Origin of the sequence: Mesorhizobium sp. WSM3859 (genome assembly GCF_002295065.1) — a bacterium.
Lineage (GTDB): Bacteria > Pseudomonadota > Alphaproteobacteria > Rhizobiales > Rhizobiaceae > Mesorhizobium.
In genome coordinates, this window is the sequence record NZ_NSGG01000007.1 from 159,145 (window position 1) to 181,721 (window position 22,577).

A 22,577-nucleotide genomic window follows, 5' to 3' on the forward strand; every position below is an offset into this window, starting at 1 on the left:
TCTGACTACCGCCTGACTCTCTCAAAACCATCGCGAACTGCTGCAGGAAGAAGACATGAAGACGGTAACGATTGATGAGATGCTGACCTGGGCCTTCGTACATGAATTGCCCAAAGGCGGCGGTGTGGAAGGACTGGATAATCCGCATTCGGCTTGGCGCTGCCTGCAGGCCTCCTCATGGGGCAAGATCACCGGCTTTGGCGAGCTTGGCGCGCTGATCGACGGCGGCCGCAAGGACTACGAAAACTTCTGGCTCGAGCAGGGCGAGCCGCATGAGGATGCGGTGACCGTTGGCCGTGAAGTAGCAGCACTGGCCGGTTGCGACGTCGTGATCCCGGCCGGGTGGAACGCTTTGGCCGATTGGCCCGATACGCAGGGCCTGGCGGAATTCCATGTGGCGAGGGCAGTCGACCGCTATGGCAGACGGTCGCGCGAGCAGCGCGGCGAGGGAATTGTCTCGCTGGTCGTCGGCACCGCTATCCTCGGCCGCGAACCGGACTGGACAGCCGAGCCGTCGAAGATTCGCTTGGCTGAACGTGCCGGTCGGCCGGCATGGTTCGTCATGAAGCGGGTGACCGACGAGAACGGCCAGATCTTCGACATCGAGGTGCATGGCTATGACGAACGCGCCAAGCGCCCGGTCAGCGGCGCCTACAGGAAATACGAGTTCTCCACCGACCCGGGCGGCGACATCATGGGTAGGCTAGATTACCAGATCTGGGTCGCGGCGTTGCGCCGGTTGGAGAGCGAGCTTGCCACGCAGTTGACCGCGCATCGGTTGGTGTTTTCCGACCGTTCGATGACGCCTTGGCTGGGTGAGGACAGGCCGGGCGTCTGGCTGGCTGACAGGGCCGCCGCCGGCCACGTGAAAAAAACTGCCTCTGTCCGTTGACGCGCGGCAGAAACTTGACTTAGACCTGATCACGGTAAGAAAGAACTGGCCCCGGCGCTCCTCGCGACCGGGGCTTTTCGTTGCCGGGAGCTTGGTCGTGACCATCGAGCTGCACGCCGACGCGTCCGATTTCGAGCAACTTGCCCGCGGCATCGCTCGGCTGCCCGAGCAGATCAAGGTTAAGGCCGCTTCCCGGGCGATGCGGCGCGTCATGCAGATGGCGCGCACGCGGATCGTCAAGCGCTCGGCCGAACGTGTCGACCTTACCCAGTCACGCATTCGCGCGCTTACGACCGTTGCCATGAATGCCGGCGGCAACAGCGCCGACATCGTCATGCGATCGAACTGGATCGCGCTCTACAAGCTTGGCGCAACCCAGATTGCCACGGGCGTTCGTGTGCGGATGCGCGGTTCGTATCGCTCGGCCTTCATCGCCGGCATGGGCAGCGGGCACGAGGGCGTCTTCAAGCGCCAGGGCAAGGCAAGGCTGCCGATCCACGAACTGTTCGGTCCCAACCCTGCGCACGATATCACGAACCATCCCGAAGTGTTTCTGCAGGTCCTGGCCGAAGTAATCGAAGACCGACTGCTGCCCCGCTACCTGCACGAAGTCGAAAACCTGTTACCCCGCTGACCCCGAACCAGGCAGGGCGGACTAGGGACCGTACAGGCGCCACCCACCCCAACGGGCCGGGGCGACCCCGGATTTTTGCCAGTCGTACCGCCCCAAAAATTGGGTTGTCAGGGTTGTCAGCGGCTTGAAGGAAGTTGTCTGAATGCAGCCCGAAGCGACCGTGATGGCGACGCCGGCCGAGGTAGCGGCGCGAGACGGCGTTACGAAGCAGGCCGTGACCAAACTCGTGCGGCGACTGGTCGAGGAGCACGACCTGCCAGCCGAGCGCGACGCCCGTGATCGGATCATGCGCTTCTCGCTGGCGCACTATGATCATTACCGCGGCGAGTTCGCGAGTTCCGAGAAGGTCGCTGCGGCGCGCAAGGATGCGCCGTCGGCTTCCCCGGTGAATTCCAGCACCTCGCGCGACGAGGCGCTTCGGCAGGAAGCCTGGCTGAAGGTTGGGCGCGAGAAATTGCGCCGGCAGGAGCATATCGGTCAGCTCGTGCGCGCCGATCGCATGCGCGAGGCCCTAACGGTCTGCGGCAGAGAGATCCAGTCGAGCATCGCGCGGCTGCAGAACAAGGCCGACGATATGGCGCTGGCTGTTTCGCGAGAGGGCTCTCACGGCCTTCGCGTATTGCTGCGCCAGATCGCTTTCGACCTGAATACCGAGATCGCGGATCGCCTTGCGGGCATCGTTGCGCAAGCGGCCGAGCACGACGAGGCGCTCGAGGACGAAGAGCTTTGAGCATCCACATTGGCCCTGGCCACCCGGGAGCATTGCGTCTCGCCGGCATGGCGCTGGCGGATACCATCAGGCCACGGCCGCCGGCGCGTTTTCGCGAGTGGCTGCCCAAGAATATCATCCTGGTCGACGGACCGAAGAAGGGAGAATTCTGGGCGCTCGACGACGCGCCATATCTCGGCGAGATTGCCGACTGCCTCAGCATCGAGCATCCCTGCAACCTGGTGACGGTCCGTAAGTCCCAGCAGACCGGCGTGTCGATCCTGGCGCTGGCCTGGGCGCTCTACATCGCCGACACCGCGCCGGACAACACGATCTACGGCCTGCCGTCGATCGACTTCCTGCAGGACATGAACAGCCAGAAGCTGCAGCCGCTGATCGAGGCCTGGCAGAAGGAGACCGGCAAGCAGGTCATATTCCCGGCGGTGAGCCGATCCGGTGCGGGCTCCACCATCTATGAGAAGCGGTTCGCGGGCGGATCGCTGATGCTGGCCAACGCCAACGTGGCCACGGACCTGTCCGGCAAGACCACACGCTACGGCGTCAAGGACGAGGTCTCGAAGTGGCAGACCCACGTCACCGGCGACGATCCAGAGACGCTGTTCTTCGGCCGCTTCACGGCATTCCGGAGAACGAAGTCGTACAAGATCTTCGAGCTGTCGACGCCCGAGATCGACACTGGCGACGAACTCGGCGACGCGCAGGGGCACTGCCGCATCGACCGGTCCTTCAAGCGTTCCGACCAGCGTTTCTGGAACATCGCCTGCGTCGAATGCAGAGGCGAGTTCGTCCAGTCGCATGAGGGCTTCCACCTCGATCGGCTGCATCCGCACAAAAGCTTCTATGTCTGCCCGCATTGCGGACATATCGTCAGCGAGACGGAGCGGGTCATCGGCGTTCGCAACGGACGCTACATCGCGACGCTCTCCGGCCCCGACCGGCATCCCGGCTTCCACGTCGACGCCTTCATCTCGCTGATGATGAGCTACGAGGCGATCGCGGAAGACGTGCTCAACCAGGCCAAGCCCGGTGGGCTCGGGGAAAAAGGCATCTTCAATCTGGTGTACGGCCTTCCCGCCAAGGTGAAGGGCAACGCGCCGGAATATGAGCGGCTGATGGAGCGCCGCGAGCCCTTCGCCGAAATGAGGGTTCCGGCGGAGGGCCTCATCCTGGTCGCCGGCGCCGATGTGCAGCACAACGGCATCTGGGCCGTAGTCGTCGCCTTCGGCGAGGACCGGCAGAGCTGGGTGCTCGGCGTCCGCTTCTTCGAAGGTACGACCGACAATCCTGGCGAGGGCGCCTGGACGAATCTCGACGAGTTCTTCGCCAAGCCGCTCGACGACGCCTTTGGCGGGCAGCGGCGGATTGACGCGTTGGCGGTGGACGGCGGCGACGGCGGCCGCACCAACCAGGTGCTGGAGTGGTGCCGGCGCCGCGCCAATACCTACGCGGTCAAGGGTGCCGGCGGACGCGGCGTGCCGGCGATCAGCGTTCCGGCGAAGAAGTCGATCACCAAGCGCGGCAAGCGTAAGCGCTTCGGCAGCGCCATGCTGTGGCCGGTCGGCACCTGGGGCTTGAAGGCGGAGCTGTTCGCCAACCTGCACAAGCTCGGCTTGCGCTCCGGCGAGCCGGCAGATCCCGCCGGCTATGTCCATTTCGGCGAATTCCTGCCGAAGGAGTATTTCCTGCAGCTCACGGCCGAAGCCTTCGTGGCCGAGGTCGTGCGCGGCAAGTTCCACGAGGAATGGAAACGCCTGCGGCCGGACAATCACTGCCTCGACGCCCACGTTTACGCCATGGCGATGGCGGAGATGCTCGGCCTCTCCACCCGGCGCGCGGACGACTGGGCGGCGGTGCGGCAGCGGCTGCAACCGGCGCCCGAGCCCGACTTGCTCAACGGCCTGCCCCTGGCCGGCCCCAGGGCGGCACCGGCGGCGAGGAATGACACGGCATCGCAGGCCCGTCGCCAGAAATGGAAGAACCGCAAATGAAGTTGTTGGACAGGATATTCGGCAGGGGAGGCGCGTCCGCTCCGCGCCCGTCCCCGCAGGCCGGATACCTGCGCGACGGTCGCTCGAGGATCCTGTCGACGCGCGGCACGGCGCTGCGCGACCATCGCGACGAGGTGCGCACCGCCTGGCGGCGCGCGGCCGGCCTCGCCATGGACATCATCCAGAATTCGGGCCGCCTGCGCGGCGCCGTCGACCAGGTCATCGCCGACACGGTGGGCGTTGAACTGATCCTCAGCCCGGCGCCCGACCTGTCGGCGCTCGGCTACGACAAGCAGGAGACGGACGCGTTCATCAAGCTGCTGAAAGCGGCGTGGAAGCATTGGGCGTGGAACGCGCGCGAGTGTGATCTCAAAGGCAAGTTCATCGTGCCGCAGAAGGTGGATGTCGCGCTTCGCCACGATGTCGTCTACGGCGAAGCCCTGGCGCTGATGGACTACATGTCCGTTCGCGAGCGGCACCAATACGGAATCACCTCCGGCACCAAGATGTGCCTGACGACGCCGACCGCGCTGGTCCAGGATACCGGCGAGATCGAGGGGCTCTACCAGGGCGTCATCCATGACCCGAATGGCCGCCCCATCGCCTATCGCCTCGCCGAAAAGGAAAGCGGCATTATCGTCAAGCGCGACCACGCGGCCTATGACGGAGAGGGTCGCCAGATGGTCGCCCATGTCTTCGATCCGATGGACAGCAATGACGTTCGCGGCATCTCGCGCCTGGTGACCGCGTTCCGCGAATATTTGCAATGGGAGACCCTGGTCGATGTCACGATCCAGACCGGGATACTGCAGACGGTCTTCGCCCAGGTGCTGACCAGCGAGAGGCCGTCGGCCGAAGCCTTCGAAGGGCTCGAAGCGCTGGGCGAGAGTCAGGACGGCAAGGCGCTGCGCGACGAGTTTCGCGATTATTTCCTCGCCGTCATGGACAAGGCGGCCGAAAGCGAGATCTCGGTCGGCACCGATCCGAAATTGTCGCATCTGGCGCCCGGCGAGAAGCTGGAATTGATGTCGACCGGCATTCCGGGTCCGCAGTTCCTGCCGGTCTCGAGCGAGCTGCAGCGGGGCATGGCGCGCGCGATCGGCATCAGCGTCGCCAGCTACACCATGAATTATGAGGGCGCGACCTATTCCTCGACCCGGATGGAGGGCGCATCCCTGCATCCGGTGGTCACCCGCCGGCGCGAGCGTATCGCAGCACCGATTTGCCAGCTTGCCTACGAGCATCTCGTCGACGAGCTGATCGGCACCGGACGCTTGCCCCTCAAGGGCGGCTACGAGGCGTTTCGCGCCAATCGCGACAAGGTCCTGTGGGCCAACTGGCAGGGGCCCGCCAAGGCCACCGCCGACGACCAGAAGAGCGCCAAGGCCGCGACCGAGCGGCTGCTGAACGGCACCTCGACGCCGGACATGGAATGCGCCGAGATCGGCGTCGACGCGGAGGAAGTCTTCGAGCGCCGGCTCTACTGGCACAAGCGCTACCTCGCCGAGGGCATGCCGTCGCCTTTCGTTCGCAATCCAACCGATCCAAATGACGATGTTGTCCCAGCCGAAAATGCGCCGAAACAGAAGGAAAATGCCTGATGCCGACGCTGATCAAGCTCGGCGGCACCCAGGTTGACGCCGAAGATCCCTGCGCCCTCTACCAGGCGCTCTATGCGGCGAAGCTGAAGCTGCTGGCCGGCGAGCGCGTTGAAGAGACAGAGGTGCGCTCCCCCGTCACCCAGCAACGGGTCAGGGTCTCGGCCACGAATATCGCGGCCCTCGACGCGGAACTGATGCGCCTCGCGGCCGCCTGTTCGGCAAAGAACGGCAAGCGCTCGCACTACGCGAAGCGCATCCGCTTCACCTGCTGAGGTTGCCATGACATCGCTGATCCACATCGCCGACCGGGTGCTTAACCGGCCGCTGCTGATCACGCGCGACAAGGCCGAAGTTATTCTGTCGGTTCTGGCCGGCCGCATCGGCATCAATGCGCCCGAGGCCTCGCGCTTCGAAGGCTCCTCCGTAGTCGAGGACGAGAACGGAGCCCGCCGTGCCGTGCCGTATCGCGTGACGCGGGAAGGTGTCGGCATCATCACAGTCACCGGCTCGCTGGTGAACCGGGGTGCATGGGTCGGGGCGAGCTCGGGCCTGACCTCCTATGAGGGTATCGGCTTCCAGCTCAAGTCTGCGGCGGCTGACCCGGCCGTCAGGTCGGTCATTCTCGACATGCATTCGCCGGGCGGCGAGGCCGTCGGCGCGTTCGAAACGGCCGCGCTGGTCCGCGATCTCGCCGCCAAGAAGCGCACCGTCGCCGTTGTCAACGGAATGGCGGCATCGGCCATGTATGCCATCGCGTCTGGCGCGACCGAGATCGTCACCACGGAAACCGGCCTATCCGGCTCGATCGGCGTCGTGCTCCTCCATGCCGACTTCAGCCGCCAACTGGATCGCGAAGGCATCACGCCGACCCTTATCCACGCCGGCGCGCACAAGGTCGACGGCAATCCGTTCGAGCCGCTGTCCGACGCGGTGCGAGAGGATCTGCAGGCCGAGGTCGACGCCTTTTACGAAAGCTTCCTAGCGACCGTCGCCAAGGGACGCGGCAACCGGCTCACCGCTGCCGCGGCCCGCAAGACGGAGGCCCGCACCTTCATCGGCCAGGTGGCCGTGGATGCGGGCATTGCCGACCGCGTCGGCTCCTTCGAATCGGTCCTCGCGGACCTGACCAGCGCCCCTGGGCGCTCCACCTCGCAACCAAGGAGAACTTCCATGAGCGAGAAAACCGGCGCGCCTGCAGCCGAAGATGATGCCGGCATTCCGAAGGCCGATCACGACGCGGCGGTGAAAGCCGCGCTCGCCGAAGGCGAAGCCGCGGGCGCCAAGACGGCCACTGATCGCCTGGTTGCGGCGCTCTCGGCCGAGGGTGTGAAGGGCGACGCCGCCCGCATGACCGCTGCGCTCGACCTGGCGCAGAAGTCGCCCGGGATGTCCGGCGAGGATGTCGTCGCCTTCGTCGTGGCCAATGTGGCGGGTTCGAACGCTAAGAGCGGGGCCGACGCTTCCACCTATGAGAAGTCGCGCCTCGCCGCGGCCGGGGTTGCGCAGCCTGGCGCACCCAAGAGCGCCGAGGCGTCGCAACAGGCGGCAAGCCGGATCCTAGCCAACTACCGCGCCTCCACGGGCACGGCGTCAAAGCAGGGCTGACGCCTCAAACCTCCAAACCGCAACTCGTCACTGAAAAGGGTTGATCATGACCAGCATTCCTTTTGCACAGCCGGGCATGGCCGCCCGGGAGGTGTCCGATACGTTCACTTCCGCCGAGATATTCAATTCGGCCATTCCGCATCCGGTCACGGAGGATTTTCCCGTGGCGGCCGATGTCCCGCTTCCTGCCTTCTCTGTCGTTGGGCTCTCAGCCACCGGGCTCAGCCTCGCCCTGGCCACGCTTGCCTATGCGCCGGGCGGCAGGGCGAGCGGCCGGCTGGTGTTCTCGGGCGTCGGCACCGCCGACGACACGATCACCATCGGCGCGACCGTCTACACCCTCAAGGCGACGCCGACGACCGTCGCCGGGCAGGTCAAGATCGGCGCGACGGCGGCGGAAACCGCCAGCAACCTGATCGCCGCCATCAACGGCGGGGCCGGGGCAGGGGACGCCTATGGATCGCAGACGGTGCCGCATGCCGATGTAACTGCACAGTCGGATGCCGCCGGCATCGTCGGCATCGTCGCCAAACAGGCCGGCTCCGTCGGCAATGCGATCGCCACCACGGAAACCGGTTCGGCCACCGCCTTTGCCAACGTCACGCTCGTCGGCGGCGCCGACCAGGTCGGCGTGCAGGCGATCGGCGTCACCACGGCGCCGGTGCTCGACACCAATGCCGCGCAGCGCGTCGCCATCTACCGCGCCGGAAACTTCAATCCGGACGCGCTCAACTGGCACGCCTCGTTGGACACGGACGCAAAGCGCGAGGCCGCGTTCCGGGACGCGCCGTCGCCCACCAACATTCTCATCCGCAAGCGGCTCTGACGCGAACCGCGAATCTTCAACCAGATCGCGGCCTCGGCCGCTCTTTCACAAGGGCCACGACCATGGCGGACTTCGACCACTACGAACTCTGGGACACGCACACTCTCCTTGGCGTATTCCGCGAACTGGACAGCGTCCCAAGCTATTGGCTCGACCTGCTGTTCCCGAACGAAATGTCGTTCACGGACGAATATGTCGATCTGGAGAAGATCCCGCGCGCCGGGCGCAAGCTCGCGCCCTTTGTCGCGCCGATGGCGCAGGGGCGCGCGATCTATGAGGAAGGCGCGCGCGTCGAGCGCTTCAAGCCGGGCTATGTCAAGCCCAGCGATCCCGTTTCGCCGCTGCGGGCGCTGACCCGGCGCCCCGGAACTCTGCTTGGGCCGAACGCGCAGAGCCCGCAAGCGCGCTACGACGCGGTCAAAGCGGACATCCTGCAATATCACCGCGTCGCGATCGAAAGGTTGTGGGAATGGATGGCTGCCAAGGCTGTCATCGACGGCAAGGTCGTCATCGAAGGCAAGGACATGCCGCAGCGCCTGGTCGATTTCGGCCGCGCTGCCGGCCACACAATCGTGCTCGGCGCCGGCGCGCGGTGGGGCGATGTCGGCGTGTCCATCCTGGACGACATCCAGGGCTGGGCGGACATGATGCATGCGGCCGAGTTCGGTGGCGCGCCGAACCGCATTACCGTCGGCATCGACGCCTGGGGCGTGATGCGCCGCGACGAGGAGATCCTCGCCGAAATGGATCTTACCCGCCGTGGCAACGCCGACCTGACGATCAAGACCGGGCTGATGACCACCGGCGAGGTGCGTTATGGCGGCACGCTCGGCGGGGGTATCGAGGTGTGGGTGTACAAGGACTATTACACCGTCAACGGTGCGGTCACGCCGTTCATGTCGCCCAAGGATGTCGTCCTCACCGGTCCGAACGTGCAGGGCTACCGCTGCTTCGGGGCCATCGTCGACGTGCACGCCCAGTTCCAGCCCCTGCCGATCTTCCCGCGCGACTACATTCCGGAAGGCGACGTGGCGATCGAGCAGATCGTCACCCAGTCGGCGCCGCTCATGGTGCCGGTCAACCCGAATGCGACTCTGAAGGCGACTGTCGTCGCCTGATCCTGACGACCTAGTCGCACCGTCCGCCAGCAGAAACGATTGGAGAAACATCATGGTCAAAGCCATTGCTTTGAACACCGTCCACCTGTGCAAGACGCCGGGCGAGAAGAGCCCGGAAGGCAACACCGTCAAGCGCGCCGAAATCGAGGTCAAGGCGCCAGGCGCGATCTTCGATGTCGACAAGAAGCAGCTCGACGACCTTGCCGCCAAGGGGGCGGCGCGTCCCGCCACCAAGGTCGACCTCGTCCGCGCTGACGAGGCCGCTCAGATGGATCTGGGTCAGGCCTGAGGGCCGCTATTCAATGCTGCCGGGCACGGTCCCGGCGGCTATGTGGAAGGCCCGCCATGGTCGATTGGGACAGCGCCTTGGTCGCCCTCGAGGGGAAGGTCGCCGAAGTTTTCGATACCCAGACGTTCCACGTTTTCCCCACCGCCAAGGGTGTCAGCGTCAACGACGACCGCGTCGCCGATCCTTCGCGTGCCGGCTTCGATTTCCGGGGCTCGATCCATTTCGGCCCGGTCGCGCTGATGCCCGGCTTTTCGCATCCGGCGACGATGACGGTAGACAGCCGTGAGCGCGGCCGCGAGAGCCCGAGCCACGAGGCGGTCATCACCGCGCTTTCGAGCGATTGGCCGCATCCGATCAAGGTCGAGGACATCATCGGCTGGGGTGCTGCCCGCTATGTCGTCGCCGCCATCCCTGAAGATGGTGGTCGACGAAAGGCCATTTATGTGAACCGAACGAAGGTCGCGCCGTGACCATTGCAGCGGAGGTCTTGCGTCTAGCCGCTATCGAGAGCCTGGCGCCGACCGGGGCCACGACATTCCCGACGCTCGCGCGGGATCGCGTTTTCGATAGCCGCCGGCCGACGGTCGATGCTCTCGATCCGGACAAGGAATACACGCCTGTCCTGGCGCTCTTTACGCGCAAATCGGAATCGCCGCGCCGGGGAGGCGGGCAGGGCAGCGTTGCCCGCAATGGCCGCACGACCCTCGAGGTGGTTGCGGAACTCGCAGTGGCTTCCAGGGACGAAGATGGCGTCTTCGTTGATGCGATGGTCGGTTCCGATCCGAAAGCGCGGATCGTGCTTGCCTCGCTCTGCGCCCAGGTGCGTTACGTCCTTACGCTTGGTCCAAGTGGATTGGTCTTTCGCAAGGCCTTCATCGCCATCGAAGGGATCGACGAGGAAGGCTTCGCCGTTCCCGAGCTCGGGCTTCGCTGGCAACGCAACACCATGCTTTTCGACTGCCTGATCCCTGATGACGAATTCACGCCGGGGGGTGGCTTGCCGCAGCCCGCGGCACAGATCGCGGCAATGCTGCCGGAGGGCTCCTATGCGTCGGCGACCATCGCTGCGATGGCGGCACAGTTCCCCGCATCGGAGCCCCTGCCGCTCATCGACACTTTTGCTTTCGAAACCAAGATCAACGGTTTGTCCGGCCAGGCCGGTCCGGCCGATGCCGTCGCTCCGCCTTTTTCCGATATCGGAGACTAAACCATGGCCAACCTCGTTCGCGTCAAGCTGGCGGATGAAACCCACCGGCTGCCGCATCCATTCCGCCCGAACACGGATTTTCCCGCTGACGGGCTGATTGTCGATGCTGAGGATCCTGTGTGGATGCAACTGCTCGGCGACGGCTCGTTGATCCTCGAAACCCCGGATGAAGCGCCTGCGGTCACGCCGGCGAAGCGCAAGGAGAAAAACTGATGGGCATCCAGTTCAACAACATTCCGGGCGCCGGCCTGGTCGCGCCCCTCTTCGCCTTCGAAGTCACGAGCGGAGGCAGCTATCAGTCGGCCTCGCGCCTGCTGCTGATCGGCCACAAGAATACGGGCGCTCCGATAGCCGACAATCTGCCGCAGGCGATCGGCTCGGCGCAGGAAGCCGTCGCGCTCTGCGGAGCGGGGTCCATGCTTGCGGAAATGGCCCGCGGGGCCTTCCTCAACGCCCCGGTGCAGGAGACCTGGATCTTGTCGGCTGCCGCAACCGGCACGGCTCGCGTTGACACCATCAAAGTCAATTCCGTCCCGGCCGGCGGAGGCGTAGGCACGATCGAGATCGCCGGCGAGCCGGTGCAGGTGCAGATCTCGGCGGGCGACAGCGTCAACACCGTTGCCGCGGCACTCAATGCCGCCATCAACGCCTATTTCAATACGCTCACCGGCGCGTCCCTCCCCGTCACCTCAGCCGTCGGGACCGACACCGTAACCGTCACCGCGCGCCATGCCGGCGCGATATTCGGCGACCTCGACTTCTACGTGCCGACGACGATCGCGGCCAACGCCTTTGCCGGGGCGGCGCTGACCCTCACCAACACCGTCGCCGCCGCCGGCGATCCCGACCTGTCGTCTGCGCTCGCCTCGCTCGGAGACGATCCCTTCGATTGGGTCGTCTCGCCCTTCAGCGACGCCACTAACATCGGCCGTTACGGCACCATGCTCAACGACACGTCAGGCCGCTGGGCGTACAACCGCCAGGTCTATGGCCACGTCTTCGCGCCCTCGACGGGCACTACCTCGGCGCTCACGACGCTCGGCCTCAGCCTCAACGACCGGCACCTGACCATCCTGCCGCGCATCGCCAATGCCGGCAACGCAACACCCGCCTGGCTATACGCCGCCGCCATCGCTGCCCGCATCGTCCCTTGGCTGTCGGACGGCGTCACCGGCAACGTCTCGCGCAACCAGACCGGACTTGTCGTCGAGGGCGTCAAGGCGCAGCGCACCCGTTCCACTATGCCGACCCATGCCGGCCGCAACACGCTGCTGCGCTCCGGCATCTCGTCCTTCATCGTCACGTCGGACGGTCGCGTCGCCATCGACAAGATCGTCACGACCTACAGACAAGATGCTAACGCCCAGCCGGACGAGACCTTCCGCGACATCCAGGCGATCGGCCAGCTCGTCGCCATCCTGCGCTTCTTCCGTGCGCAGCTCTCCTACGAGCACGGCCAGAAGGCGCTTGCCGACGAGAACCCCGCCGGCCTCGGTTCGCTGTCAACGCCGAAGTCGATCAAGGCGACGCTCGTGCATGCCGCCGAGACGATGGAAAATCAGGGCGTGCTCGAAAATGCGCGCGGCTTCGCCGATCGGCTGATCGTTCAGCGCAATGGCGAAAACGCCAACCGCGTCGACATCCTGGCGCCGATCGATCGCGTCAACGCGCTCGACGTGATCGCCGCCAACGCCAAGCTCTACAGCCAGTATCGAGACGCGGCCTGATCCCTGCGGCGGCAAGAGCTGTCTCGTTTCAAATCACGAAGGGAATGACGGATGCAGAATTTCGGTGGTGAAATGACGTTCGGCCTTTCGACAGGCGACCGCATAGTGGTGCGCGGCGCGGCGGAGATCCTGCCGTCAAACATCGAGGTGACGGGGGCCGCCAACCAGGACGGGTCGATCTATCGTACGGTCGAGCCGACTGGCTACAAGGCCAACCTCACCTTCGAGGACATGAAGACGGACGATTGGAACCGCCTGATGCGCGCATCCGGTTTCAACGTGACGCTCAACGAGAGTTTCACCGGAGCCCAGCATCTTTGGACGGAAGCCGGCTTTACCGGCACGCCGACCATCAATCGCGCCACTGGCGAAGTTACCGGTGTGGCCCTGATCAGCCGCGCTTACAAGAAGATCTGACCGGGAGGGCCGCGATAGCGGCCTTTGCGCGCTGTGAGAAGAGGATAGGCACTGATGGCCGAGATAGTGGTCCCGCTTTCGCGGCAGTACGAAGCGCATGGCGAGGTTTTCAAGAGCGTCACCGTGCGCGAGCCTGGGTGGGAGGATTACCTCGCGCTCGGCGAACCGTATGAAATCCAGCGCGCTGGTGGCCAGGAAGTGGTAATCGAGAACACCGCGACCATCGCAGCTTACGTCAAGCGGTGCATCGTCACGCCCGGAACTGAAAAACTCGGCGAATTGGGCGTGTTGGATTCGCGCAAGGTGCGGGACACCGTCATCGATTTTTTTCGCCATTCGTCGCCGCCCGCCGTCAGCTAGAAGAAATCGTCGGCCTTCAGGCTGACGACCTGATGTTCTTCTTCAACTGGTCCCCGGCCGTGGTTTTGGCGATGACCTTTTCCGAAATCGCCATGCTGCACAAGCGCGGCATCGAGTACCTCAAGCGCAGGCCGAAGAAATGAGCAACCGTGTCATCGAGGCGGTGTTGCGCCTGTCGGCCAAGCTTGGCCCCATGGGAGCGTTCGGCCAGCTGTCTGGCAAGCTCAACCAGGTCAACCAGAAGGCACTGGCGTTCAACAAGACGCAGAGCCTATTAGCCCGCAACAGTCTGCTTGCCAGCACCGCCCTGCGGGGCATGGTTGCGTATGGGGTTGTGCGTGGCACCAGCGAACTGGTCACCAATTTCGCCGGCGCCGAGCGTCGCCTCAACCGCATCGTCATCAATGCCGACGCCGGCAAGGACAAGCTGGACGAGATGTTCCGCACGGTGAACCGGTCGGCGCTCGACTATGCGACGACCCAAGACAGCGTCACCGATGGCCTCGAAACGCTGGTCGCCTCTGGGCGCAGCCTCGACGATGCGCTGTCCTTCCTGCCGGCCGTCACCGCCACCGCGCAGGCGGCCGGCGCCGAGATAGCGGACATCGCCACTACGGCCGATTCCGTCGCCACCAATTTCGACTTCGCCGGCGACAAGATGCAGCGCGCTTTCGACATTCTGGTCACGTCCGGCAAGCAGGGCAAATTCGAGCTGAAGGACATGGCGCGCTATGTGCCGAGCCTCGCGCCCGCCTTCGCCGCTGTCGGCTACAAGGGCGAGGCCGGATTGAAGCGGCTGGCCTCCGCCCTGCAGACGATCCGCCTCCGTGAGGGTAGTGCCGAGGAAGCGGCTACTGACCTGCAGAACGTTCTCCAGAAGATGCAGTCGAGTGAGACGGTCAAGAACTTCGCCAAGTATCATATCGACCTGCCGAAGGAACTGGATGCCGCCCGCAAGTCGGGCAAGGATCTTCTCGACGTAATGATCGAGCTGACGGAGAAGGCGACCAAGGGCGACCTCTCGAAGATACCTCAGCTGTTTACGGACCTGCAGGTACAGAAGGGCATGCGCGCCCTGGTGCAGGGCAAGGACGCGTTTCATCAGTTCGTAGCCGATCTCGACAATGTCGACGGCTCGACCTTGCGTGACCTGGGTAAGATCCTCGACGACAACCAGTCGAAGATTGACCGCATGGGCGCGTCCTGGGAGCGTATGAAGCGCTCGATCGGCGAGGGTATCGCGCCGGCCGCGACGGGAGCGATGGACTTCATCAGCTCCAACTTGGACAAGGCGCAGTTCATCAACGCGCAGCTCGACCAGAAAGGCATGACCTTCTGGCAGAAGCGCATGTGGTGGCTTCGCAACGGCTTTGATAATCAGGACCAGGGCATGATGGCCTTCAAGGCCGGCTGGCGCTCCCCGGAAGGGCTTCTGGCCGCGAAGGGGCCGATGGCTGTCAGCCCGGAATTGCCTTCGCGTCGTCAGGACCAGAATGGCGCCATCCCGGCGCCGTCGCCGCGGCCGGTCGCGCCGACCATAGCCGAACAATACCGGTTGTATGGTCGCGGCCACGCCGCGGCCGTGCGTGCCGGCGCTTTCGAGCAGAAGCATGTCGGCATGATGGAAGCTTTCGATTCGCCGGAAGCCATGGAGCGCGCAACCAGCGCGGCCGCCGCCGATCTGCAGCGCGCCGGCATCGAGACCGCATCCTCGGTTTCCGACGGCGGCAAGCAGGCAGGCGACAGCATCAAGGCCGGCGCCGACAACCTTGCGTCTGTTGCTGGTCAGTTGAAGGACGCGCTGGTCAGCGGCGCCGCCGCCTTGTCTTCCGCCGCCAGTCGCGCCGCCGCCGATCTTTCGAGGCCGATCGGTTCGCTCAAGCAACCGGTTCGCGCCGACACGGGCAAGTCCAACGCCGGGCAGATGATGGGGCCGCGCTGATGCGGAACTGGCTGAAAGCGTTTCGCCCGGCATCGTTCCGGGGCGTGCCGTTCTTCGTCGAGGTCGAGAGCGCCGAGGGTGGCCGCCGCGTGGCCGTCTCGCCGATCGCCTATTCCGACCTGCATGTCACCGAAGACATGGGCGGCGATGTCAGGCGCTTCAGCCTGTCGGCCTATGTCGCCGGCGATCTCGCCGATGCCGCCGCGCTCGGCTTCGTCGCCGCGCTCAATGCGCCTGGGCCGGCAACTTTGGTGCTGCCGATGGGCGGCCCGGTGCTGGTACGCGCGCCGCGCTGGAGCCATTCGCGCGAGCGCGGCCGCGCAGGCTATGTCGGCTTCGATATCGAGTTCATCGCGGCCGGGCTGGCCAGTGCGCCTTTCGCGGCGGTACCGGGCGCGCTCGCCATCGCCGCGCTGATCGCGTCAGGCATCGACCTGGTCGCCTCCGCCGCCGCCTCCCGCATGCGTGATGTCGCGACCGGCCAAGCCGCGCCTTCCGCCGACGCCGTCGTCGCAGCCGCCAGCCGGTTGACGTCCGTGGCAGCCGCCGCCGGGATGCCGGAGGACAAGCGCCCGGCCGTGGCCGACGCCATCGCCTCGATCGTGCGGCTCTCTGCCGAACCCGTCGCCCAGGCCGCGACGATAGCCGCAGCCATCGTCTCGACCTGTGGCGCCATCGCCGACGTGGCCAGTCCGGCCGCTGCGGTCGAAGCCTTCGCTGCCGCGGCGGTGCCGACCGGCGCCGATGTCTTCGATCTTTGCGCCGCCGCCGCCTTCGCTGCAGGCTTCTGCCAAACCCTTGCGGCGGGCGACTACTTCTCGCGCCAGGATGCGCGTCGAGCTCGCGATCGCATCACGCCGGTCATCGATCCCGTCCTCGAGGCGCTGTCGGGCGGTCTGGACGTATCGGTCAACGAATGGCTGGGCGGCATCGCCGATGCAGCTGCGGCCGATCTCAGCGCCACGGCAGCCAACCGCGCGCCGCTGGTCATGGTGCAGACCGAGATATCGTTGCCGGCCACCGCGCTCGCCTATGCGCTCTACGCTGACGCCGGGCGCGCCGCCGAGCTCGTCCGCCGCAACGCCGTGTCCACGCCGGCCGCCATGCCGGTCAGCTTCGAGGCTATCGCCCCGTGACCGGCGCGCTGGAGACGATCTCCATCAACGCGGCCGGGATCTTCCTGCCCTGGCAGCATGTGCGCATATCGATCTCGGCTGAGGAGGCCGTACGAACGGCCGTCGTCACCGGACATGTGCCGCCAGGCATGTCGCCGCCATGGCCCGACGACAAGGTTACCCTGACGGCGAGCGGCACGCTGCTCCTGACCGGTTATGTCCGCGACCTGCGGCCCGATCAGGGGCCGGACGATTGGCAGGCCACCATCACGCTGGTCTCGCGCACGGTGGATGCCGTGGAGACATCGATCCTGCACAAGACCGGCCGGGTCGAGAACAAGGACATCAAGGGGATCGGCGAGGCCTTCGACAATCTCGGCATAGGCATTGAGGCGCAAGGTTCATTCGAGACCATTGCCAAGCATCAGATCGAACCCGGCGAATCGCTCTACTCGACGCTGGAGCCGCTGGCGCGCGCCGAGGCGGCGATCATCCACGACACGGCTGAAGGCAAGCTGTTCATTGCCAAAAAACCGGGGGGCACGCATTCCGGCGGCCTGGCGGCGGGCGTCAACATCGTTAGCGCCAGCGCGGAGTTTTCCGGGCAGGGCAAATTCAACCCCACGATCATTCGCGGCCAGCAGTCTCGAGGCACCACGCCGCAGGCGTTGCGGCCGGAGAGCAAAGCCAACGATCCGAGCGTCGGACGCAACCGGCCGAAGATCGTCGTCCTCGACGGAGAGGCCACCGCCTCGCACATGAAGAACGCAGCCGAGTGGGAAGCCCGTGCAGCCGCCGGTCTGGCGGTGAACGCAACCATTGTCGTTGTCGGTTGGCGCGACGCCGGCGGCAAAACCTGGACGCCGAACTGGCAGGTTTATGTCCGGCATCCGCGCATCTATCTCGACCAGATGATGGTCATCAAATCGGTCGAGCTGTCTCAGGACACCGCGGGGGATGGCGAGGGCACGCGCGCGACGTTGACGCTTACCGATCCGCGCGCATTGGGCGGCAGCTCGTCGGGATCGAAGTCCGGCAAAGGATGGTCGGCACCGGAACCGAAAGCGGATTATCAGGCACAATGAGATCGTCGGCGCACCTTACCCGTTTCGAGATCACTGGCTCCCGCTTCGATAACGGCGAGTTGCTGATCTCCGGCAAAGGCCTGGCTGGCGAGGAATTCAAGGATCAGCTCTTCATTCAGCCGCATGGCGCCGCCAGTCGTCCGCCGACCGGCGCCATCGGCGTCGCCATGATCATGACCGGGCGCCGCACGCAGGCGTTGCTGATGGGCATCGAGCATGCCGGCAAAAGGCCAGATCTGCCGCAGGGCGCCGCGGCGCTCTACGATGCGGACGGCAACATCATCAAGCTTTTCGCCGGAGGCGTGACGATGGACTTCGGCTCGCGCACCATCACCATGACCGGCGGCACCTGGAACCTGAAGGGCAACCTGAACGTCGACGGCAATATCTTCGCCACCGGCTCGATCATCGACACCACCGGCAACACGAACCACCATTCGCACTGATGATCCGCATCGTTCCCCTTTCCGGCGCTGGCGAGCCGCTGCTATCGCCCGACACCATGTGGGACGGCATGCAAGGCGATTGGGCCTTGGCCGGCGACGACAGGGCCAATCCGGGCGGGCTAAGGACGAAAGCCGAGCTTGCTACGGCGGTGCTGCTCTGCCTGATGACCGACGCCCGCGTCGAGCCCGATGAGCTGCCGCCGGAAGAGCAGAACCGTGGCTGGCCCGGCGACAGTTTCGATTTGCGCACAGACCTCGGCGAGAGGCCGATCGGATCGAAGCTCTGGCTGCTCCGTCGCTCGACCGCGAGCGATGCCACAGCGGTGAAGGCCGAGGACTATGCGCGCGCGGCGCTGCAGCCGCTGATCGACCAGCGCGCGGTGTCATCGGCCGATGTCGTAGCCACCGCTGACCCGGCGCAGCGCCGCATCGACCTCGCCATCACCTTGAAAGACCGCGACGGCGCGGTCGTCTACGACCGCCGCTTCGGCGTGCTATGGGAGCAATTGCGTGGCCTGGACCGTCCTCTCGCCGAATGAGATATCGACCCGGCTGCGCGGCGCGCTCAGGCGCTATCTGCCGGGCACCGATGCCTTGATCTGGCCGAACAACCTGACCGCGATCGTCAAGACCTTCGCCGCCGGCCTGCATGACCTGCATCTGCGCGCCGCCTGGCTCTACGATCAGATCTTCGCCTCCACCGCGAGTGTCCAGCACCTCGAGCGGCACGGCGCCGAGCTTGGCATCTATCGGCGGCCGATGTCGCGCGCCGAAGGCTATGTCAGCCTCACCGGCTACGCCTACACGATCTATCCAGCTGGCATCAGCTTCGTCTATGGCAGCCGCCTCTATGCGTCTGCCTCGGACGCCAGGTCCGACCTGCTCGGCTACCTGACCCTGTTGGTGCTCTCTGCCGACTACGGCGCGGTGACCAACATTGCGGCCGGGGAAACGCTTTCGCGCGCTGACCCAACGCTGTTTCCCAATCTCGCGCTGGAGGCCACAGTCGCTGCCGGCGGCATCGGCGGCGGCGCGGATATCGAAACGGACGCGAGCCTGCGCGCCCGCATTCTCGACCGTAAGCGGAGGCCGCCCCAGGGCGGCGCATACTTGGATTACGAGCAGTTCGCGCGCGCCGTCCCCGGCGTGACCAACGCCTGGGCCTACCCCTTCGACGATGCGCCGGGCACGGTCGGCGTCTGGTTTCTCTTCGAAGGCAGAGTGAACGGCATTCCGGAAGCCGGCGACATCGCGACCGTTGAGGACTTCCTGGTATCGAAACGATTGATCCGGGCCGGCCTTGCCGTTTCCGCCCCGGTCCCGTCGCTGCTCGACATCACCATCTCGGGTCTTGCCAACGACACCGTGGTCACGCGAGCCGCCGTCACCGCGTCGTTGAAATCCATGTTCGCGCAACGGGCGCGGCCGGGCGTTGCCGGCCAACCTTTCACCTTCTCGCGCTCGTGGATTTCGGAGGCGATCAGCCTCGCGGTCGGCGAGGACCGCCACTTCCTGGTCAATCCCTCGGGTGACATGGTCTACATCGACGGCAAGATGCCGGTCCTCGGCGCGGTGAACTATGTCTGACGCGCTTCGCTGGCCGCGCTATCTCGGCGAGGACGAGGCGGCTTTATACCATGTGCCGCCCGACGATCCGCCCAATCCCGTCCCCGATCAGGTCGACATCCTGTCCGATCCAGACGACGAGACGGCGGAAGGCTTCCTGACGGCCTTGCTTCCAAAGGGTGCCGCATGGGGCACGCCGGACAACCAGGCGCTCGATCCGCTGTCGGTGCTGGCGCGCTTCTGGCGAGCGATCGGTTCCGGCCTTGCCGACGTCTATCGCGCATTCTTCGGGGTGGCGCTGGAATCGACTGCGATCACGCTGATCACTTCGCTTGAGGACTGGGAGATCGAATATGGCCTGCCCGATCCCTGCCTTGGGCCGGAGGCGACAATCGACGCGCGCATGCGCTCGCTGCTGATGAAGGTGCGTTCGGCGGGCACCATTACCCCGGCCGATTTCATCGAGCTTGCCGCGAGCGCCGGCTACACGATCTCGATCGAGGAGCCGGAGCCGTTCTGCATGGGTGGCTCGGAAATGGGCGGCGACGACGAGCTCTCGGGCGGCGATCCAGTCGAATATATCTGGATCGTGAGCGTTCCCAACGTGCCGCTGTATGAGTTCCATATGGGCGACGCCGAGATGGGCATCACCCCCTTCGGCGATCTCGGCCTGCCGGCCGATCTCATCTGCCTGTTCAAGGCGATGAAGCCCGCTTGGACCACCGTCATTTTTTCTGTCTGACCTCAAGAGAGGACATTATGAAATTCGTCAATCCGCGCAACGCGCCGGAAAGCACCGAGCGCGTCGCCTATTGGGACGCCAACCGCACGGCGGGGCTGGTCGGCGCGATTCCCCCTGCCAAGCTCGTCAACGATCTGCAGGATGAGATCCTGAAGGTCATCACCATGGCCGGTCTGACACCCGACCCGGCAGACCCGACGCAGCTCTGGCAGGCGCTCTCGCAGCTGCTGGCCAACGTCGTCGCCGGCGTCTCTCCGCCCATTACGGTTGCGCCTGGCATCGTCACGCCCTTTGCCGGCGCCACGGTGCCGGGCGGCTGGCTGAACTGCAATGGCCAGGCAGTCAGCCGGACCACCTATGCAACGCTTTTCGCCGCGATCGGCACCACATGGGGCGCTGGCGACGCGGTGTCCACCTTTAACGTTCCCGACTTCCGCGGCGAGTTCCTGCGCGGCCTCGACCAGGGTCGCGGCGTCGACGCTGGACGCACGCTTGGCAGTTTCCAGGACTGGGCGACCGGCGCGCCGAAGAACAACAATCCGCAGCGTCTCAATGGCGACGGCAGCACCAGCGCGCTGAAGAACGCGTCAAACCCGTCTTTTGTCGGCTTCGCCCGTGCCGGCAAGACAGGCGAGGCGGGCTCGGTCCGCGATCGGGATTCGCTCGACGCTGGCATCGAGCCCGACAGCTGGAACACGGCGACGGGCGACCCCGAAACCCGGCCGCGCAACCGGGCCGTCCTCTACATCATCAAGACCTGATTGGTTCGACCATGACCGCAGTTCCGGACCTCTTCGGCATCCTCGACGCCGTCAGGCGCCTCACTGCCCCGTCAGGACTTGAGGGTGTACATATTGACGGCTTCTCCTGGGCACGAAACGGGCAGAGCTATGGCGCGTCGACCAAACTGACAGCCGATGATTGGAACCGCATCATCGGCAACCTGCGCGGTGTCCTGATCGGCTCCGGCGTCGACCTCTCGACGCTCGATCCGGCTTCGCCCAACCTGCTACGCGACGTCATGGTCGCCTATATCCTCACCAAGCTAGGAGAGGTGTTGCCGGACTACATCGAGGACAACGCCGGCGATGTGGCCGACGCGATCCTTGCCAATCCGGCCTTCTCCGGCATAGTCGCATCAGCGCTCGGCGCGCTGACGCTGACCTTCGCCGCGGCCACCGCCGACGCCGACCCCGGCGCCGGCAAATTCCGTCTCAGCAACGCCGTTCCTGCTTCGGCCACTGCGGCCTATGTAGATAATCTCGACGCCTTGGGCGCCAGCATCACCGCTGTTCTCGACGGATGGGATGACAGCACCAGCACGATCCGTGGCATGCTCACCGTCATCTCGCGAGCCAATGCAGCTGTCCGCTACACCTACAACGTCACCGGAACGGTCGTCGATGGCACCGGCTATCGCAAGCTCACGCTTGCCTATGTTGCCGGCTCAGGCGCGCTGGCCGACGGCGACGGATGCTGGCTGGTTTTCAGCCGCACCGGCGACAAGGGCACCGGCGACTTCAACGGCCCCGCCGCGTCGGTTGCCGATAACATCGTCACCTTCAACGGAACGAGCGGCAAGATCGGCAAGGATAGCGGTGTTGCTGTCTCCAGCTTGGCACCGAAAGCCAACCCAACGTTCACTGGCACACCGGCGGTTCCTACAGCGACTGCCGGCACCAACACTACTCAGGCCGCGTCTACGGCCTTCGTTACCGCGGCGATCAGTGCGGTAACATCTGGCTATCAGGCAGCCTCAACGGTCCTCTCTGCGCTTGCGGGCATCGGTGCCGCCGTCGCGGGCGATGTCATCTATGCTACAGGGGCTGGAGTATGGGGCCGCCTAGCCAAGGGTACAGCTTCACAGGCGCTGTTGATGAACCCGGGTGCGACTGCCCCGCAATGGGCCACGCTGCCTTTTACGAAATCGTTCGAAAGCGCGCCGCAGGCCTTCAACAACGGCAGCCAGATCATTCTGCCGCATGGGTTGGGCGCTGCGCCAAAACTCTACGCAGCTGTCATCCAATGTATTGCTACGGATGGAACGACCAACTATGCGGTTGGCGATGAAATCGCCATACCAAATAGCACTGATAGCAGTAGTACCAGAGGCATCGTGTTGGTGCCGGGTTCTGTCAACATGTACGCGCAGATCGGGGCAAGCGGCGTACGTGTACTATCGAAGGACGGCGGTAACGTTTCCAATATTACAGCCGGCAACTGGCGGCTTGTTGTGAGAGCTTGGGCGTAATATGACCAGCGCACGGGTTAGGGGGCGCGACGGCGG

Annotated in this window: 25 protein-coding genes; all 25 read left to right on the forward strand. The window is 65.1% G+C overall.

All coding sequences use genetic code 11. The annotated features are described in order from the left end of the window. The first annotated feature begins 55 nt into the window (after nucleotides 1–55). The 25 genes from CK230_RS17010 (at nucleotide 56) to CK230_RS17130 (ending at nucleotide 22,541) form a co-directional block, all read left to right on the forward strand. Nucleotides 56–892, forward strand: a complete 837-nt coding sequence (locus tag CK230_RS17010) for a hypothetical protein (protein ID WP_095818293.1) — start codon at nucleotides 56–58, stop codon at nucleotides 890–892. 97 nt (nucleotides 893–989) lie between these two features. Next, nucleotides 990–1,526, forward strand: coding sequence for a phage tail protein (locus CK230_RS17015; RefSeq protein WP_141246045.1), 537 nt, complete (start codon nucleotides 990–992; stop codon nucleotides 1,524–1,526). 142 nt (nucleotides 1,527–1,668) lie between these two features. Further along, a complete protein-coding gene (locus tag CK230_RS17020) occupies nucleotides 1,669–2,256 on the forward strand; it encodes a hypothetical protein (protein ID WP_095818295.1) in 588 nt (195 codons plus the stop codon). Beyond that, complete coding sequence (locus tag CK230_RS17025) at nucleotides 2,253–4,244, forward strand: terminase gpA endonuclease subunit (protein ID WP_245429958.1); 1,992 nt, start codon at nucleotides 2,253–2,255, stop codon at nucleotides 4,242–4,244. Before CK230_RS17020 ends, CK230_RS17025 begins: the two co-directional genes overlap by 4 nt. Further along, nucleotides 4,241–5,845, forward strand: coding sequence for a phage portal protein (locus CK230_RS17030; RefSeq protein WP_176480123.1), 1,605 nt, complete (start codon nucleotides 4,241–4,243; stop codon nucleotides 5,843–5,845). Before CK230_RS17025 ends, CK230_RS17030 begins: the two co-directional genes overlap by 4 nt. After that, complete coding sequence (locus CK230_RS17035; RefSeq protein WP_095818298.1) at nucleotides 5,845–6,117, forward strand: hypothetical protein; 273 nt, start codon at nucleotides 5,845–5,847, stop codon at nucleotides 6,115–6,117. Before CK230_RS17030 ends, CK230_RS17035 begins: the two co-directional genes overlap by 1 nt. A 7-nt stretch (nucleotides 6,118–6,124) precedes the next feature. Beyond that, nucleotides 6,125–7,450 carry a S49 family peptidase gene (locus CK230_RS17040; RefSeq protein WP_095818299.1) on the forward strand — a complete coding sequence of 442 codons (1,326 nt, stop codon included), beginning with the start codon at nucleotides 6,125–6,127 and terminating at the stop codon, nucleotides 7,448–7,450. Between the two features lie 46 nt (nucleotides 7,451–7,496). Next, nucleotides 7,497–8,276 carry a hypothetical protein gene (locus CK230_RS17045; RefSeq protein WP_141246046.1) on the forward strand — a complete coding sequence of 260 codons (780 nt, stop codon included), beginning with the start codon at nucleotides 7,497–7,499 and terminating at the stop codon, nucleotides 8,274–8,276. Nucleotides 8,277–8,338: 62 nt separating this feature from the next. After that, on the forward strand, nucleotides 8,339–9,394 hold the full coding sequence (locus CK230_RS17050) for a major capsid protein (RefSeq protein ID WP_095818301.1): 1,056 nt from the start codon (nucleotides 8,339–8,341) through the stop codon (nucleotides 9,392–9,394). Nucleotides 9,395–9,446: 52 nt separating this feature from the next. Continuing rightward, the gene (locus CK230_RS17055) at nucleotides 9,447–9,683 is read left to right on the forward strand and encodes a hypothetical protein (protein WP_095818302.1); all 237 of its coding nucleotides are present in this window, start codon (nucleotides 9,447–9,449) and stop codon (nucleotides 9,681–9,683) included. Between the two features lie 56 nt (nucleotides 9,684–9,739). Continuing rightward, complete coding sequence (locus CK230_RS17060; RefSeq protein WP_095818303.1) at nucleotides 9,740–10,153, forward strand: hypothetical protein; 414 nt, start codon at nucleotides 9,740–9,742, stop codon at nucleotides 10,151–10,153. After that, entirely contained in the window at nucleotides 10,150–10,890 is a 741-nt protein-coding gene (locus CK230_RS17065; RefSeq protein WP_095818304.1) for a hypothetical protein, read from the forward strand. The genes CK230_RS17060 and CK230_RS17065 overlap by 4 nt, the downstream gene beginning before the upstream one ends. A 3-nt stretch (nucleotides 10,891–10,893) precedes the next feature. Next, a complete protein-coding gene (locus CK230_RS17070) occupies nucleotides 10,894–11,103 on the forward strand; it encodes a hypothetical protein (protein ID WP_095818305.1) in 210 nt (69 codons plus the stop codon). Then, complete coding sequence (locus CK230_RS17075) at nucleotides 11,103–12,617, forward strand: phage tail sheath subtilisin-like domain-containing protein (RefSeq protein WP_095818306.1); 1,515 nt, start codon at nucleotides 11,103–11,105, stop codon at nucleotides 12,615–12,617. Before CK230_RS17070 ends, CK230_RS17075 begins: the two co-directional genes overlap by 1 nt. Before the next feature lie 51 nt (nucleotides 12,618–12,668). Continuing rightward, the gene (locus tag CK230_RS17080) at nucleotides 12,669–13,034 is read left to right on the forward strand and encodes a phage tail tube protein (RefSeq protein WP_141246047.1); all 366 of its coding nucleotides are present in this window, start codon (nucleotides 12,669–12,671) and stop codon (nucleotides 13,032–13,034) included. 54 nt (nucleotides 13,035–13,088) lie between these two features. Continuing rightward, entirely contained in the window at nucleotides 13,089–13,394 is a 306-nt protein-coding gene (locus tag CK230_RS17085; protein WP_095818308.1) for a hypothetical protein, read from the forward strand. A gap of 139 nt (nucleotides 13,395–13,533) precedes the next feature. After that, nucleotides 13,534–15,336 carry a phage tail tape measure protein gene (locus CK230_RS17090; RefSeq protein ID WP_095818309.1) on the forward strand — a complete coding sequence of 601 codons (1,803 nt, stop codon included), beginning with the start codon at nucleotides 13,534–13,536 and terminating at the stop codon, nucleotides 15,334–15,336. Continuing rightward, the gene (locus CK230_RS17095) at nucleotides 15,336–16,472 is read left to right on the forward strand and encodes a DNA circularization N-terminal domain-containing protein (RefSeq protein ID WP_095818310.1); all 1,137 of its coding nucleotides are present in this window, start codon (nucleotides 15,336–15,338) and stop codon (nucleotides 16,470–16,472) included. The genes CK230_RS17090 and CK230_RS17095 overlap by 1 nt, the downstream gene beginning before the upstream one ends. Next, nucleotides 16,469–17,536, forward strand: a complete 1,068-nt coding sequence (locus tag CK230_RS17100) for a hypothetical protein (protein ID WP_095818311.1) — start codon at nucleotides 16,469–16,471, stop codon at nucleotides 17,534–17,536. The genes CK230_RS17095 and CK230_RS17100 overlap by 4 nt, the downstream gene beginning before the upstream one ends. Further along, entirely contained in the window at nucleotides 17,533–17,982 is a 450-nt protein-coding gene (locus CK230_RS17105; RefSeq protein ID WP_176480124.1) for a phage baseplate assembly protein, read from the forward strand. The genes CK230_RS17100 and CK230_RS17105 overlap by 4 nt, the downstream gene beginning before the upstream one ends. Then, complete coding sequence (locus CK230_RS17110) at nucleotides 17,982–18,521, forward strand: phage GP46 family protein (protein ID WP_176480125.1); 540 nt, start codon at nucleotides 17,982–17,984, stop codon at nucleotides 18,519–18,521. Before CK230_RS17105 ends, CK230_RS17110 begins: the two co-directional genes overlap by 1 nt. Beyond that, nucleotides 18,493–19,569 carry a baseplate J/gp47 family protein gene (locus CK230_RS17115; protein ID WP_095818313.1) on the forward strand — a complete coding sequence of 359 codons (1,077 nt, stop codon included), beginning with the start codon at nucleotides 18,493–18,495 and terminating at the stop codon, nucleotides 19,567–19,569. The genes CK230_RS17110 and CK230_RS17115 overlap by 29 nt, the downstream gene beginning before the upstream one ends. Beyond that, nucleotides 19,562–20,290: a putative phage tail protein gene (locus CK230_RS17120; RefSeq protein ID WP_095818314.1), complete on the forward strand. Its 729-nt coding sequence runs from the start codon at nucleotides 19,562–19,564 to the stop codon at nucleotides 20,288–20,290. Before CK230_RS17115 ends, CK230_RS17120 begins: the two co-directional genes overlap by 8 nt. A 17-nt stretch (nucleotides 20,291–20,307) precedes the next feature. Next, entirely contained in the window at nucleotides 20,308–21,051 is a 744-nt protein-coding gene (locus CK230_RS17125) for a phage tail protein (protein ID WP_095818315.1), read from the forward strand. 11 nt (nucleotides 21,052–21,062) lie between these two features. Then, entirely contained in the window at nucleotides 21,063–22,541 is a 1,479-nt protein-coding gene (locus CK230_RS17130) for a hypothetical protein (protein ID WP_095818316.1), read from the forward strand. Nucleotides 22,542–22,577: the final 36 nt, after the last annotated feature.

What these genes read in the sequence shown, in the direction of transcription:
- CK230_RS17070 (WP_095818305.1), top strand. Translation starts at nt 10,894, where the DNA reads ATGGCCAACCTCGTTCGCGTCAAGCTGGCGGATGAAACCCACCGGCTG.
- CK230_RS17040 (WP_095818299.1), top strand. Translation starts at nt 6,125, where the DNA reads ATGACATCGCTGATCCACATCGCCGACCGGGTGCTTAACCGGCCGCTG.
- CK230_RS17080 (WP_141246047.1), top strand. Translation starts at nt 12,669, where the DNA reads ATGCAGAATTTCGGTGGTGAAATGACGTTCGGCCTTTCGACAGGCGAC.
- CK230_RS17120 (WP_095818314.1), top strand. Translation starts at nt 19,562, where the DNA reads ATGTCTGACGCGCTTCGCTGGCCGCGCTATCTCGGCGAGGACGAGGCG.
- CK230_RS17060 (WP_095818303.1), top strand. Translation starts at nt 9,740, where the DNA reads ATGGTCGATTGGGACAGCGCCTTGGTCGCCCTCGAGGGGAAGGTCGCC.
- CK230_RS17095 (WP_095818310.1), top strand. Translation starts at nt 15,336, where the DNA reads ATGCGGAACTGGCTGAAAGCGTTTCGCCCGGCATCGTTCCGGGGCGTG.
- CK230_RS17045 (WP_141246046.1), top strand. Translation starts at nt 7,497, where the DNA reads ATGACCAGCATTCCTTTTGCACAGCCGGGCATGGCCGCCCGGGAGGTG.
- CK230_RS17090 (WP_095818309.1), top strand. Translation starts at nt 13,534, where the DNA reads ATGAGCAACCGTGTCATCGAGGCGGTGTTGCGCCTGTCGGCCAAGCTT.
- CK230_RS17105 (WP_176480124.1), top strand. Translation starts at nt 17,533, where the DNA reads ATGAGATCGTCGGCGCACCTTACCCGTTTCGAGATCACTGGCTCCCGC.
- CK230_RS17030 (WP_176480123.1), top strand. Translation starts at nt 4,241, where the DNA reads ATGAAGTTGTTGGACAGGATATTCGGCAGGGGAGGCGCGTCCGCTCCG.
- CK230_RS17125 (WP_095818315.1), top strand. Translation starts at nt 20,308, where the DNA reads ATGAAATTCGTCAATCCGCGCAACGCGCCGGAAAGCACCGAGCGCGTC.
- CK230_RS17085 (WP_095818308.1), top strand. Translation starts at nt 13,089, where the DNA reads ATGGCCGAGATAGTGGTCCCGCTTTCGCGGCAGTACGAAGCGCATGGC.
- CK230_RS17110 (WP_176480125.1), top strand. Translation starts at nt 17,982, where the DNA reads ATGATCCGCATCGTTCCCCTTTCCGGCGCTGGCGAGCCGCTGCTATCG.
- CK230_RS17075 (WP_095818306.1), top strand. Translation starts at nt 11,103, where the DNA reads ATGGGCATCCAGTTCAACAACATTCCGGGCGCCGGCCTGGTCGCGCCC.
- CK230_RS17010 (WP_095818293.1), top strand. Translation starts at nt 56, where the DNA reads ATGAAGACGGTAACGATTGATGAGATGCTGACCTGGGCCTTCGTACAT.
- CK230_RS17055 (WP_095818302.1), top strand. Translation starts at nt 9,447, where the DNA reads ATGGTCAAAGCCATTGCTTTGAACACCGTCCACCTGTGCAAGACGCCG.
- CK230_RS17035 (WP_095818298.1), top strand. Translation starts at nt 5,845, where the DNA reads ATGCCGACGCTGATCAAGCTCGGCGGCACCCAGGTTGACGCCGAAGAT.
- CK230_RS17020 (WP_095818295.1), top strand. Translation starts at nt 1,669, where the DNA reads ATGCAGCCCGAAGCGACCGTGATGGCGACGCCGGCCGAGGTAGCGGCG.
- CK230_RS17050 (WP_095818301.1), top strand. Translation starts at nt 8,339, where the DNA reads ATGGCGGACTTCGACCACTACGAACTCTGGGACACGCACACTCTCCTT.
- CK230_RS17130 (WP_095818316.1), top strand. Translation starts at nt 21,063, where the DNA reads ATGACCGCAGTTCCGGACCTCTTCGGCATCCTCGACGCCGTCAGGCGC.